The 14,037-nt window shown below is 69.9% G+C and carries 9 protein-coding genes; 5 read left to right on the top strand and 4 right to left on the bottom strand.

Annotated elements, in window-relative coordinates:
* Nucleotides 1-58 precede the first annotated feature (58 nt).
* Nucleotides 59-976: an LLM class F420-dependent oxidoreductase gene (locus tag QC180_RS08235; RefSeq protein ID WP_278262034.1), complete on the top strand. Its 918-nt coding sequence runs from the start codon at nucleotides 59-61 to the stop codon at nucleotides 974-976.
* A gap of 12 nt (nucleotides 977-988) precedes the next feature.
* Here QC180_RS08235 and QC180_RS08230 read toward each other — a convergent pair whose 3' ends face one another.
* Complete coding sequence (locus QC180_RS08230) at nucleotides 989-2,980, bottom strand: CocE/NonD family hydrolase (protein ID WP_278262558.1); 1,992 nt, start codon at nucleotides 2,978-2,980, stop codon at nucleotides 989-991.
* A gap of 299 nt (nucleotides 2,981-3,279) precedes the next feature.
* Between QC180_RS08230 and QC180_RS08225 the strand changes: the two genes are divergently transcribed.
* The gene (locus QC180_RS08225; RefSeq protein ID WP_278262033.1) at nucleotides 3,280-4,083 is read left to right on the top strand and encodes a VOC family protein; all 804 of its coding nucleotides are present in this window, start codon (nucleotides 3,280-3,282) and stop codon (nucleotides 4,081-4,083) included.
* Nucleotides 4,084-4,157: 74 nt separating this feature from the next.
* Here QC180_RS08225 and QC180_RS08220 read toward each other — a convergent pair whose 3' ends face one another.
* On the bottom strand, nucleotides 4,158-5,885 hold the full coding sequence (locus tag QC180_RS08220) for a PucR family transcriptional regulator (RefSeq protein WP_278262032.1): 1,728 nt from the start codon (nucleotides 5,883-5,885) through the stop codon (nucleotides 4,158-4,160).
* Between the two features lie 129 nt (nucleotides 5,886-6,014).
* Between QC180_RS08220 and pruA the strand changes: the two genes are divergently transcribed.
* Nucleotides 6,015-7,661, top strand: a complete 1,647-nt coding sequence (pruA, locus tag QC180_RS08215; RefSeq protein WP_278262031.1) for an L-glutamate gamma-semialdehyde dehydrogenase — start codon at nucleotides 6,015-6,017, stop codon at nucleotides 7,659-7,661.
* Nucleotides 7,661-8,632, top strand: a complete 972-nt coding sequence (locus QC180_RS08210; protein WP_278262030.1) for a proline dehydrogenase family protein — start codon at nucleotides 7,661-7,663, stop codon at nucleotides 8,630-8,632. Before pruA ends, QC180_RS08210 begins: the two co-directional genes overlap by 1 nt.
* Before the next feature lies 1 nt (nucleotide 8,633).
* On the opposite strand, the gene QC180_RS08205 is transcribed toward QC180_RS08210, so the two are convergent.
* A complete protein-coding gene (locus QC180_RS08205) occupies nucleotides 8,634-10,700 on the bottom strand; it encodes an AMP-binding protein (protein WP_278262029.1) in 2,067 nt (688 codons plus the stop codon).
* Nucleotides 10,701-11,017: 317 nt separating this feature from the next.
* Here QC180_RS08205 and QC180_RS08200 point away from each other — a divergent pair, with 317 nt between their 5' ends.
* Nucleotides 11,018-13,576, top strand: coding sequence for an ATP-dependent Clp protease ATP-binding subunit (locus QC180_RS08200; protein WP_278262028.1), 2,559 nt, complete (start codon nucleotides 11,018-11,020; stop codon nucleotides 13,574-13,576).
* 62 nt (nucleotides 13,577-13,638) lie between these two features.
* Here QC180_RS08200 and QC180_RS08195 read toward each other — a convergent pair whose 3' ends face one another.
* On the bottom strand, nucleotides 13,639-14,031 hold the full coding sequence (locus tag QC180_RS08195; RefSeq protein WP_278262027.1) for a hypothetical protein: 393 nt from the start codon (nucleotides 14,029-14,031) through the stop codon (nucleotides 13,639-13,641).
* Nucleotides 14,032-14,037: the final 6 nt, after the last annotated feature.

Raw genomic sequence — 14,037 nt, 5'->3', positions numbered from 1 at the left:
CGCGCACCGGGTGCCCGCGCGGCGCGGGAACCGGCCCGGTTCGGGCACGATGGTGATCATGGACCTTCGCATCTTCACCGAGCCGCAGCAGGGCGCCGACTACGACACGCTGCTCACGGTGGCACGGGCCGCCGAAGACCTCGGCTACGACGCCTTCTTCCGCTCCGACCACTACCTCGCCATGGGCGACGCCTCCGGCCTGCCCGGCCCCACCGACGCCTGGATCACGCTGGCCGGACTCGCCAGGGAGACCTCCCGGATCCGGCTGGGCACCCTCGTCACCGCCGCCACCTTCCGACTGCCCGGCCCGCTCGCCATCCAGGTCGCCCAGGTCGATCAGATGTCAGGTGGCCGGGTGGAGCTCGGTCTGGGCAGCGGCTGGTTCGCCGCCGAGCACGCGGCCTACGGTATTCCCTTCCCGGACAACCGGTTCGGCCTGCTCGAGGAGCAGCTGGCGATCGTCACCGGCCTGTGGGAGACCAAGCCGGGCGAGACCTTCGACTTCGAGGGCGCCCACTACCGGCTCACCGACTCCCCCGCGCTGCCCAAGCCGGTGCAGAGCCCGGTGCCGGTGGTGATCGGCGGGCACGGCCCGGTCCGCACGCCCCGCCTGGCGGCCCGCTACGCCACCGAGTTCAATATGCCGTTCTCCTCGGTCGCCGACAGCGCGGCCCAGTTCGATCGGGTGCGGGCCGCGGTGCGCGCGGCCGGGCGTACCGACGAGCTGGTGTACTCCAACGCGCTGGTGGCCTGCGTCGGGCGCACCGATGCCGAGGTGACCCGCCGGGCGGCGGCGATCGGCCGCGAGGTCGACGAGCTGAAGGAGAACGGGCTGGCCGGTTCGCCCGCCGAGGTGGTCGACAAGATCGCCCGCTACCGCGAGATCGGCGCGAGCCGGATCTACCTGCAGATCCTGGATCTCGCCGATCTCGACCACCTGGAGCTCATCGCCGCCGAGGTGGCGTCGCAGCTGTGAGAGGCGCGGCGGTCACGGGATCGGCTTGTCGGTGGGCAGGTTGACGAAACTCGGGGCCGCCGGGTCCAGCAGCAGGTGCTGGGGCTTGAGTTCGGTGTTGTTGAGCATGGGGCGGAACGCCAGGCCCTTGGGCGAGTTGCCCGCGAAGACGTCGATACGCAGGCGGTGTCCCGGCGCGAGCACCGCCTGGGTCGGGATGACGGCGATATCGAGCCCGACCGGTTCGCCCGGCACCACCGGCAGCAGCTGGTCGATGCTGAGCGGATTGAACGGGGCGGTCAGGTCACCGTTGATCGAGCGGGCGCTGCGACGTTCGTCGATGGCGCGCATCGAGGCGGTGAGCTGGCCGGTGGTGAGCACCGTGGAGGTGCCGTCGGGGTCGACATCGTTGACGGTGACGTTCCAGTAGCCGTCGGCGGCGTCGTGGATCGTGGTGAGCCGCACATTGATCGGGCCCGAGATCACCGTCTGCTCGGCCACCGGCGCGCTGGTGAAGGTGAGCCCGTTGCGTTCGGCGATGCGGGCGTCCTTGGCGCACATGTCGAGGACGGCGGGCATCCCGGCCGCGCCCTGGGCGGCATCGCGCGAACACGCGGTGCTGAGTCCCGGTGCGACGGTGAGCTTTTCGGCGGCGCCCGGCGCGTTCGCCGCGAGCGAGCCGTCGTGCACGCTGTCCTCGGTGGTGCCGCTGGCCGCCGGGCTCAGATACACCCGCCGGTGGGTGACGCCGGGCTGCGGGAATTCGGTCAGCGTGATCCAGTCCCCGCCCTGCTGTTTCACGGTGACCGGCCCGAAATCGTCGACGCCGCTGTCGATGTCCTTGAGCCACTTGTCGAACCAGGCGCGTTGCAGCACGTCCAGGCGCGGCGGGGCACCCGGAACACCGGTGCCCGCACCGGGATTGGCGTGGTAGGTGTCGCCGACGACGAGCTGCTTGCGGCCCGGGTCCAGGGGGATCTGCTCGTAGAGTTTGGTGGCGCTGTTGGCGAAGATGTCGTGCCAGCCGCCGTAGACGAAGGTGGGCACGGTGATCCGGTCCGGGTGGCCCTGGATGGCCTGGCGGAAGGCGGACTTGTCGTCCAGGGCCGCGGCCAGCTCGGGCGGCATGTCGTCGAGGGTCGGGGTGAGCAGGGCCTGGGCGAGCAGGTCGAAATTGGTGGTGGGGTCGGCGATCCGGTCCTGGAGCCAGGTCCAGTCGAACTTGCCCTGGACCATCGAGGCGACGTCGGGCACGAGTTTGAACTGGTTGACCGAGTTCAGCCACATCGGCAGGAAGGTGGTGCCGACACCGCCGCCGGGGGCGACCACGTCACGCATGAGGTCGCTGCCCGGTTCCACCGGGAAGATCGCCTGGAGCGGCGCGGGGGCGTCCTCGGCGGCGCGCAGCTGGTTGATGCCGGAGTAGGAGCCGCCGCTCATCCCGATGCGCCCGTTGGACCACGGTTGCGTGGCGGCCCACTCGATCACCTCGCGGGTGTCGAGCTGCTCGCGGGCGCCGAGGGTGTCCCACTTGCCCTGTGACAGACCGGTTCCGCGCACGTCGGCGACGACCACCGTGTAGCCCGAGCTGATCAGTTGTCGGTCGACACCGAGCATGGTCTGGATCATGCCGCCGTCGAGGGCCTGCATGAGATCACCGAAGCCACTGATGGGCGTGGTGGACAGATTCAGCCTGCGCACCAGGTCCACCGCCATCGGTTGCAGTCCTGGTGTGGCGGCGGCCTGTTCGATCAGCCCGGTCATGAGTTTGGAATACGGGGTGAGGCTGACGATGGTCGGCAGTGGCCGCTGCTCGATCACACCCGCCGCGTCGGCGGGCCGGTAGACGTCGGCCTTCAGGACCACGCCGTCGCTCATCACGATGTCGACGCCGCGCTCGACCCGGACCTCCGGGTAGGGGGTGGGACCGTCGTGCTGGGCGGTCCAGCGCGCGGCGGGGGTCACGGCGGGCTGCCCGGCCGCCGGACCACCACCACATCCGAAGACGACCACCAGCGCCAGCATCGTCGCCAGTAGTCGCACGAGCCCACGCTCCGAACCGCTTCGCACCATATGAGTCGCTCCCCGACCGGTTTCGTGTCCGTCGTTGACCTAGCCACCGCAGGATCGGCGCGAAGAACATAACAGCGGTAACGACCTGCCACGGTGAGCGCCGGACCGCTCGGGCTGTCGCAGTGAAGACGCGTTGTTCCAGTTCAGCGGGGTCACGGGTCGCGAAATCTGTCGGTGGGTGGTGGTTGACTGGCGCGTGCCGGTGCTGATCCGGCCGGGGCTCCATCCACCATCGAGGAAGGACGTTCGACATGCCGACACGTGAGGAAGCCTGGCCGCAGGGCACGCCCTGCTGGATCGACTGTCAGGTCGACGACACCACCGCCGCCCGCGCGTTCTACAGCGCGTTGTTCGGCTGGGAGATCCAGGACGCCCCCGCTGGTTCGGGCGGTTATCTGATGGCCGATCTCGACGGCCGACCAGCGGCGGCCATCGGTCCCAAACCCGAGGGCATGGCGGAGATGCCGTCCACCTGGACGACGTATCTGGCCGCCGACCACGCCGACGAGATCGCGGAGCGGGTCGTGGCGGCGGGCGGCAAGGTGTTCATGCCGCCGTTCGACGTGTTCGACGCGGGACGGATGTTCGTCGCGGCGGACCCGACCGGTGGCGTGTTCGGGGTGTGGCAGTCCCGGGCCCATCACGGCGCGGGCATCTACAACCAGCCCGGCGCCTATTGCTGGAACGAGCTGCACACCACCGGATACGCGCAGGCGCAGGAGTTCTACCGCGGCGTCTTCGGCTGGCAGTACACCGAGATCGGGGACGGCGAGAACTTCACCTACTCCACCTTCGCGCGACCCGGTGAGACCACCGAGGTCGGCGGGATGATGGATGCCTCGGGCATGGGTACCCCGCCCTACTGGCTGGCCTGGATCCAGGTGGACGGCACCGACGCGATCCTCGACAAGGCGACGACCCTGGGCGCCACGGTGATCATGGGCCCCGACGACAGTCCCTTCGGGCGGACGGGCATCATCCAGGCGCCCCAAGGTGAGGTATTAGGGGTGATCGATCCGGCGCTGGCGGTGGGTGAGGTGTCGACCGGGGCGTGATACCTCGCACCGGTCGACACGTCGATGCCCCTCGCCACCCGACGACGGCGTGAGCCGGTCCGCGAGGCAGCGGCCTACGGCGACGGATCGGGTGCTGCCGCCAGTTGCAGTTCCAGCAGTAGGCGGTCGGCCGGGTCGCTCAGGCTGATGCCCAGGACGGACTCGATCCGGCGCAGCCGGTAGCGCAGCGTGTTCGGGTGGATGCGCAGCGCGGCCGCGGCGGCACTCACCTCACCGTGGGCGCGGAGATAGGCGCGGGCCGTGGCGCGCAGGTCGGCGGCGTGGGTGCGGTCGTAGGCGTCGAGGGCGGCCAGACGGGGGTCGTGCAGGTAGGGCCGGTCGCGGATGAGTTCGACGATCTCGGTCAGCAGCACGGCGGTCCGCGCCTCGGCCAGGGTGGTGACGCGCGCGGCGGGGTCGGCCGGGCTGTCGAGTACCCGGTCGACCTCCTCCCGGGCGGCCGCGACGGCGGTGAGTCCGGCGACCGGGGCGGCGATCGCGGCCCGCACCAGCAGGCCACGCGCCTGTTCGAGCTGAGCGACGAGTTCGCGGACCCACGAGCCGACACCGGCCGTGGAGTGATAGGAGGGCACCAGGACATAGACCCGATCACCGATCGCCTCGGTCACCGAGTCGCCGCGAAAAGCGCTGGCGTGCAGCCGGATAAGGCCGCTCGACGCCGCGAGTTCGGCCGCCGGAGCGAGCGCGGCGCCGATCTCGGCGGCCGAACCGAGACCGGCTCTCGGATCGTGCGCCGCGACCGAATCGGCTGCGGATGCCCGACCGCGCCCAGTTGTCGGTCCGTCGGCCGTGCCGAGGGCGGCGAAGCCGATCACCGCGGCGGGGCCCTCGACCGGTAGACCCAGGGCCGCGACTACCGAGGGCACGTCGACACCGTCGCCGTGCGCGCCGAAGAGTCGCCGGATCAGCAGCGCCTCGGTCGAGGGCGCGTCGAGCCTGCGCGCGATGATCCGAGCCGCCACCGCCGCCGCGCCGCGCAGGACCTGGGCGGCGTCGGGACGCAGCGGTCGCGCGCCCTGCTGGAGCCAGAGGGTGCCGAGCATCCGGGCTCGCGGGCCGGTGCCGCGTCGGATGCCGACGACGAGGCGGCGGCGCATGTCGAGTTCGGGGTGTTCGGGGACGTCGACGACCTCGTCGGTGCGGCGGACGCGGTCGTAGACGCCCCAGGCGCGCAGGATGCGCAGGTAGTCGGCGGGGCCCTCGCGGCCGAGGATGGACTCGATGCGCAGCCGGTCGGCGGAGGAATCCGAGGCGGAGTAGGCCAGGACGTGCGAGGAGGGGTCCTCGATGGAGACCATGCCGCCGGTTTCGGCGGCGACGACCTGGGCCAGGCCGAACAGGTCGGTGTCGGGGGCGAGCAGGTCGTGGTCGCCGGTGGGGGTGCGGCGCCCGGGCGCGCGGGTCACCAGGCGCCGGACCAGGGGGAACACCTGGTCCCATCGGGCTTCCTGGTGCAGGCGCACCAGGGCGATGCCGGTGTCGCGGGCGGCGGCGCGCACGCCGGGAGCGTCGTCGGTGTTCTTGGTGATCAGGACCCGGGGGCGGTGCGCTTGCTCGCGTTGTCCGGCCTGGCGCAGCCATGCCGCGGTGGCCACCGGGTCGGCGCCGACCAGCAGATACACCTCGGGCAGGGCGCCGGAGACACCGGCGAGGTCGGCGGGTTCGCCCAGGGCGACCGAGCGCAGGGGCACCCGCTCCCCCTCGGGCGCCTCGACCAGGGTGGCCACCGTGCGGTCGAGCGCGGCCACCAGTTCACCGAGGGTGATGGCGTCCTCCGGCATCGCCGACCTCCTGCCTTGGCGGATCGGACGAAGACACACCGCGCGATTCATCCGATCAGACGATTATGCGCGCGCAGTATCGGAGTTGACTACGTCACATCCCGCCCCGACGACGCAGGAGCCGCACCCATGGATGCCATCGCGACCACGCCGACGCCGGTCAACGAGCCCGTCGGCAGTTTCGCTCCCGGAAGTCCCGAACGCCGCAGGTTGCGGGCCGCGCTGACCGAACTGGCGGCCACCCCCACCGAGATCAGCCATGTCATCCACGGCCGCGAGGTGCGCGGTGACGGACCGGAGTTCGATGTCGTCCAGCCGCATCGGCACGCCGCCGTGCTCGGCACCCTGCACGACGCGAGCACCGCCGAGGCGACCGCCGCGGTGGCTGCCGCCTGCGCCGCCGCGCCCGCCTGGCAGGCGATGCCGTTCGAGGACCGCGCCGCCGTCTTCCTGCGCGCCGCTGATCTGCTGGCCGGTCCGTGGCGTGAGCGGATCGCGGCCGCGACCATGCTCGGCCAGTCCAAGTCGGCCTATCAGGCCGAGATCGACGCGCCCTGCGAGCTGGTCGACTTCTGGCGGTTCAATGTGTCCTTCGCGCGCGGCATCCTGGCCGAACAGCCGCTCTCCACGCGCGGGGTCTGGAACCGCATGCAGTACCGCTCGCTCGAGGGGTTCGTCTACGCGGTGACGCCGTTCAATTTCACCGCCATCGCGGGCAATCTGCCCACCGCGCCCGCCCTCATGGGCAACACCGTGGTCTGGAAGCCCGCCCGGAGCCAGGCCGTCGCGGCGTTCCTGACCATGCGCCTGCTCACCGCCGCCGGGCTGCCCCCGGGCGTGATCAACCTGGTCAACGGGCCGGGCCCGGAGATCTCCGAGGTCGTCCTGTCCGATCCGCGGCTGGCTGGCGTGCATTTCACCGGTTCGACGGCCACCTTCCAGCACCTCTGGCGCGAGGTGGCCCAGCACCTGGACCGGTACCGCACCTATCCGCGACTCGTCGGCGAGACCGGCGGCAAGGATTTCGTCCTCGCGCATCCCTCGGCCGACCCGGCGGTGCTCACCACCGCGCTGCTGCGCGGCGCCTTCGACTACCAGGGGCAGAAGTGCTCGGCGGCCTCGCGCGCGTTCGTGCCGCGCTCGGTGTGGAAGGTGATGTCCGAGGACCTGATCGAGAAGACCTCGGCGCTGCGCTACGGCGACGTCACCGATCTCTCGAATTTCGGTGGCGCCCTGATCGATCGGCGCGCCTACGACCGCAATGTCGCGGCGCTGGAGCGGGCCAAGGCCACGCCCGGACTGACCGTGGTGGCGGGTGGACACAGCGACGACAGCGTGGGTTGGTTCGTCGAACCGACCGTCGTCGTCGGTGACGACCCCGCCGACGAGGTCTTCCACACCGAATACTTCGGCCCGATCCTGGCCGTGCACGTCTACGACGACAGCACCCCGACCGGTTTCGCCGACGCCATGGACCTCGTCGACCGGGGCAGCGCCTACGGCCTGACCGGCTCGATCATCGCCGAGGACCGGGCCGCCATCGCCGCGGCCACCGACCGGCTCACCTTCGCCGCGGGCAATTTCTACATCAACGACAAGCCCTCGGGCGCGGTCGTGGGCCAGCAGCCCTTCGGCGGCGGGCGGGCCTCGGGCACCAACGACAAGGCCGGATCGGTGCTGAATCTGCTGCGCTGGACTTCGGCGCGCACCATCAAGGAGACCTTCACCCCGCCCACCGATCACCGCTACCCGCACCAGGAACCGGAGGTCGGCTGATGTCGGCACTGCTGCGCACGGCCATGCTGGCCGCCGCCCGCTCTCCTCGCCTCGAGCACACGATCACCCGGCTGCCGGTCTCGCGCGAGGTGGTGTCCCGCTTCGTCGCGGGCACCACCGTCGAGCAGGTGGTGCGCACGGCCGAGACCCTGGTGCGGTCCGGGCGGTTCGTCAGCATCGACTATCTCGGCGAGGACACCACCGACCTGACCCGCGCCGAGGCGACCGTCGAGCAGTACCGGATGCTCATCGCCGCGCTCGGGCGGCTGCAGCAGGGCGAGGTGGCGCCGGGAGCCGTGCGGCCGCTGGAGGTCTCGGTGAAACTGTCCGCGCTGGGTCAGGCCCTGCCGCGCGACGGGCACGCGGTGGCCCGCGACCACGTCCGCGAGATCTGCGCGGCCGCCGAGGCGGCCGGTCTCTGGGTGACCGTCGACGCCGAGAACCACACCACCACCGACTCCACCCTGGCGATCGTGCGGGAACTGCGGGACGACTTTCCCTGGCTCGGTACGGTGCTGCAGGCGTATCTGCGACGCACCGAGGAGGACTGCCGGGCGCTGGCGGGTCCGGGGTCACGCATCCGGTTGTGCAAGGGCGCCTACGACGAACCGGTGGGGGTGGCCTTCCGCGAGCGCGCCGAGGTCGACGCGTCGTATCTGCGGTGCCTGGCGATCCTCACCGCGGGCGCGGGGTATCCGATGATCGCCTCGCACGATCCGGCCATGATCGACGCGGCGGGGGTCGGAGTGCGGTCGGCACGGCGCAAAGCCGAGGAATACGAGTTCCAGATGCTCTACGGCATCCGCGCCGACGAGCAGCAACGCCTCACCGCGGCGGGACATCACGTGCGCGTCTACGTCCCCTACGGCGAGCAGTGGTACGGCTACTTCATGCGCAGGCTGGCCGAGCGACCCGCCAATCTCGGGTTCTTCCTGCGCGCGCTGGCGAGCCCCGGCCGCGAGCGGCCCTGACCTATTCGCTCAGCGCCGATTCCGGGCGCACCAGCACCCGCTTGAGGATCTTGCCGGTCTCCCCGCGCGGCAGCGCGTTGAGGAACGTGACGTCGCGCGGGACCGAGAAGCGGCTGAGCCGATTGCGGATATAGGTGCGCACCATGTCCGAATCCAGGCCCGCTCCTTCGCGTTTCACCACGAACGCCGCCAGTCGCTGCCCGAACTCGCGGTCCGGTACGCCCACCACCGCGACCTCGGTGATCTGCGGCAGGTGCGCGAGCGCCTCCTCCACCGGCCGGGGGAAGACGTTCTCGCCGCCGGAGATGATCATCTCGTCGTCGCGGCCCGCCACGAACAGGCGGCCCGCGGCGTCGAGATAGCCCAGATCGCCGGTGTCGAGCATGCCGTCGGCCTCCTCCGGTGGCGCGGAGTTCACGTAGCCATCGAAGAGCATGTGGTTGGCGACGAAGATGTGCCCGGTGGCGCCCACCGGCACGGGCCGCAGATCCGGGCCGAGCACCGCGACGCGGGTGCCCAGCGGCGGCCTGCCCGCGGTGGTCGGCGAGACCCGCAGGTCCGCCGGGGTGGCCACGCTCGCCCAGGACACCTCGGTGGAACCGTAGACGTTGTAGAGCAGGTCGCCGTAGGTGTCGAGGAAGCGCAGCACGGTCGCCCCGGCCAGCGGCGCGCCACAGCTGACCACGTGCCGCAGGCTGGACAGGTCCAGGCCCGCGCGCACCGACTCGGGCACATCGAGCAGCCGTTCGACCATCGTCGGGACGACGATCAGGGTGGTGATCTGGTGCTCGGCGACCGCGCGCAGACACTCGACCGCGTCGAACCCGTCGCTGAGCACCACGGTGGCCCGCAGCGCGGTGCTCAGCTGCAATCCCGCCAGCCCCCAGGTGTGGAACAGCGGCGCGGGAATGAGCATCACCTCTTCCACGCGCAGCGGGATCCGTGACAGCAGCGCGGCGATGGTGCCGAAGCCCTTGGCGTGCGGGCGGCGCGCGCCCTTGGGCGAACCGCTGGTGCCCGAGGTGAGCACGATCAGCCGACCGGGGTGCGCGGGGACCGGGAAGTCGCCGTGTCCGAGCGTGATCAGGCTTTCGATGGTGGTGCGCTCGCGGTTCGGTGGCCGGTCGTCGGTGGTGAAACGCGGCACGTCGTTGTGCAGGTAGCGGATCAGTTTCTCGAGCTCGCCGTCGACATAGACCGCGTTGAGACGGTGCCGTTGGACGATCTCCTCGATCCGCCTGCCCGAGAGCCCGGCATTGAGCAGGGCCACATCGACGCCGAGTTTGCCCGCGGCGACCATGGTCTCGACCATGCCCGCGTGATTGCGGGCCAGCAGGCCGATCGCGTCACCGGCGCGCAGGCCCAGCGCGTGCATCGCCCCGGCCAGCGCGGTGGATCGGGCGTCGACCTCGCCGAAGGTGCGCTGCCCGTGCGGATCGATGAGGGCGAGCCGGTCGGGGGCGTGCGCGGCGCCCGCCGCGTAGCCGCCCGCCAGGTTGAAGCCCCACTTCGACAGCGAGCGCAGCTGCCGCACGATCGACATCGGTTCGGGCCGCATCAGCCCGGTGGCGGCGATGCTGCGCGCCACGCCCGCGTTGCGGCGCAACACCGAACGCTCGGCATTGACCACGACGGAGGATCTGGTCCCCGCGATCACGTCGGCGGTGCGACGCAGACCGGCCCGCACCCAGTCGGTGACCGCCGAATTGTTGCGCTGGTCCAACGCCGGATGCACCCGGGCGGCGGCGAACAGCGTGATGTCGAGGCGGGTGCGCTGCTGATCGCCGCGCAACCGGATCGAGGCGAAGCTGCCCAGTTGCCGACTGCGCAACTCGAAACTCTCGTACCAGCGGCCGATCTCGAGAACGAACTCGTGGGTCTGGATGCCCGCGTCCGCCGAACCCACGCGGACCTGCCAGACCACCGCCCCGTCGGGGCGCTCCACTCGTTCGCAGCTGCCGATTCCGGTGAACATCCGCGGATAGCTCTGCGGATCCAGCAGTACATCCCACAATGCCTGTCGCGCGATGGTGAAATCCGCGGTGACATCGATGACGTCGGTGACCAAACTCCGTGCTCTTCTTCCCGTCGGCCTGTTCGACCAGCGCGGTCGGCGGGCAAAAATGGGCGCGGCGGTCGATACCGTCCGCGCGGGTCGTCACGCTACCCGTCCGTGCCGCTCCGCGATCAAGAATCAGACAAAACCGGTGGTTTCGGACCGATTTCGCCGGAGTTTGGTTTGCGCGCCACACCTCACGACGTTGCAGATGTGAAACTGTCCAACCGCTTGCACCGCGTGCACGGATGCCGAAAGATTGCTGGGAGCACCGACCCGATCTGCAGAAGCGGCCGCCGCGCGCGGCCCGACGAGCGAAGAGGTAGGGAATGACTGCGAGCTGGCCGAGTTCGATGGACTCCTTCGATGACATCTTCCAGCGGTTCTTCGGATCCGGCATGTCCTCGAAACCGCCTGTACAGCGCATCGATCTCGGCAGATTGATGACCGACAACGCCAAGTTGCTCGTCGCCTCGGCGCGCGAGGCCGCCCAGGAGTGGGGCAATGCCGAGATCACCCCCGAGCACCTGCTCTACGCGGCCACCGAGTCCGAACCGGGCCGCAGCATCGTCGCCGAACTCAGTCTCGATCCCGATCAGGTCGCCGGGCAGATGCAGGACTACCTCGACACCGGCTCGCCCAGCGACAGCGATCTGGCCGACATCACCCTGTCCCCCGCCACCAAGCTCGCCCTGCGCGCGGCCCAGCGCCAGGCGGCCCAGTCCGGCAGCAGCTACATCGGCCCCGAGCACATTCTGCTCGGCATCGCCTCCCTGCCCGACAGCGTCGCCGCCCAGGCGCTGGTGGCGGGTCTGGCCGCCAGCCAGAGCGGGTCCTCGGGCGCGTCCCCGGCCCCGGGTGCGGGCACCACCGCCCGCAAGAAGGACAAGTCCGAGACGCCCACGCTGGACGAATACGGCCGCGATCTCACCGCCGAGGCGCGCGAGGGCATGGTCGACCCGGTGGTCGGGCGGGCCGAGGAGATCGAGCAGACCATCGAGATCCTCTCGCGTAGGCGCAAGAACAATCCGGTGCTGATCGGTGATCCCGGTGTCGGCAAGACCGCCATCGTGGAGGGGCTGGCGCAGCGGATCGTCAACAACGACGTGCCCTCCACGCTCACCGACCGCCGGGTGATCGCGCTCGATGTGGGCACGCTGGTGGCGGGCAGCAAGTATCGCGGCGAGTTCGAGGAGCGGCTGACCAAGATCCTCGACGAGGTGCGCGCGCACAAGGACGAGCTGATCGTGTTCATCGATGAGCTGCACACGATCGTCGGTGCCGGGGGCGGCGGCGAGGGGTCGATGGACGCGGGCAATCTGCTCAAGCCCGCCTTGGCGCGCGGCGAGTTGCATGTCGTCGGCGCGACGACCATCGACGAGTACCGCAAATACATCGAGAAGGACGCGGCACTCGAGCGGCGGTTCCAGCCGGTGATGGTGTCGGAGCCCTCGGTGGACGACACCGTGGAGATCCTGCGCGGGCTCTCGGATGTCTACGAGGAGCACCACCAGGTGCGCTACTCCGACGAGTCGCTGGTCGCGGCGGCGCAGCTCTCGGATCGCTACATCACCGACCGGTTCATGCCGGACAAGGCGATCGATCTGATCGATCAGGCGGGCGCGCGGGTCCGGTTGCGTTCGGGCACCCCCGATCCGGAAGTGAAGGCCCGCGACGAGCACATCGCCCGGCTCTACCGGGAGAAGGACGCCGCGGTCGACAACGAGGACTACGAGCGCGCCACCGCCATCAAGGCCGAGATCGCCACGGCGGAGGACGAACTCGAGGAATCGGGGCTCACCTCGACCGATCCGGTGGTCGACGTGGTCGATATCGCCGAGGTGATCTCGCGTCAGACCGGCATCCCGGTCGCCGATCTCACCGCCGAGGAGAAGCAGCGGCTGCTCGAGCTCGAGGACGTGCTGCACAAGCGGGTGATCGGTCAGGACGAGGCGATCGTGGCGGTGGCCGAGGCGGTGCGCCGGGCCAGGGCCGGGCTCAAGGACCCGAACCGGCCGATCGGCTCGTTCCTGTTCCTCGGGCCCACCGGTGTCGGCAAGACCGAGCTGGCCAAGGCACTGGCCGAGGCGGTGTTCGGTGACGAGGACCGACTGATCCGGTTCGACATGAGCGAGTTCCAGGAGAAGCACACGGTCTCGCGCCTGGTCGGCGCGCCACCCGGATATGTCGGCTACGACGATGCCGCGCAACTCACCGACAAGGTGCGCAGGCAACCGTATTCGGTGATCCTGTTCGACGAGGTCGAGAAGGCGCATCCGGATGTGTTCAATGTGCTGCTGCAACTGCTCGACGACGGCCGGGTCACCGATTCCAAGGGCCGCACCGTCGATTTCAAGAACACCATCGTGATCATGACCTCCAATATCGGCTCGGATCTCATTCTCAAGGCACCCGAAGGGGATCTGGACGCGATCACGCCGCAGCTGATGGAACGGCTGCAGCAGCATTTCCGGCCGGAATTCCTCAATCGCATCGACGAGACGGTGGTGTTCCATCGGCTCGACAAGTCGCAGCTGGAACGGATCGTCAACCTGATCCTGGACAAGACCCGGCGCATGCTCGCCGCCCAGGACATCGAGCTCGAGATCAGCGAGCCCGCGGTGGACTGGTTGGGCGAGCGCGGGTTCCAGCCCGAGTTCGGCGCGCGGCCGCTGCGTCGCACGGTCCAGAAGGAACTCGACAACCGGATCTCGCGATTGCTGCTCGACGGTGGGCTGGAACCGGGGGCGACCGTGCGGGTGGCGGTGGAGGGTGACGATCTGGTCGTCACGGCCGCGGAATCCGCTGGTAAGGCCGACAGCAACGGGTCGGACCCGAAGAAGCCGACCAAGAAGGCGAGCAAGAAGAAGGCCGACGCCAAGAAGTAGCGGTCGGGGAACGGCAGCACCGGCCCGGTCCTGATGGACCGGGCCGGTGGCGTGTGCGCGGGTCAGCCGCCGGTGACCACGCAGTTCTCGCCGAAGTGGTAGCCGCGACCCACCGACACCGTGGCGCTGCTGCCGATACCGTCCTGATAGGCGGTCAGCGTGTGGATTCCCTGATCGGCGGGCACCCAGTTGTACATGGCGACACCATCGGTGGGGGCGACCACGGCCAGCAGCGCGCCGTTGTCGTAGAAGGACACGGGGACGATCCCGATACTGAGCCGGGCCAGCAATTGATAGGTGCACCCGGTGCCGTAATTGGTCGACGACCCGACACTGATATTCGGTTTGACGGTCAATTGCGAAACACCGGCCGAGGCGCCGGGCGCACCGATCGTCATCGCCAGCACCGCCGCGCCGGTGGCCGCGATGCCGAAAGCGAACTTCCTGTCACTCATCTCTCA

This window comes from Nocardia anocheti (assembly GCF_029675105.1).
In the GTDB taxonomy this organism is placed as follows: Bacteria; Actinomycetota; Actinomycetes; order Mycobacteriales; family Mycobacteriaceae; genus Nocardia.
Note: the sequence above shows the minus strand (reverse complement) of the source record. Positions and strands in the feature narration are given on the sequence as shown.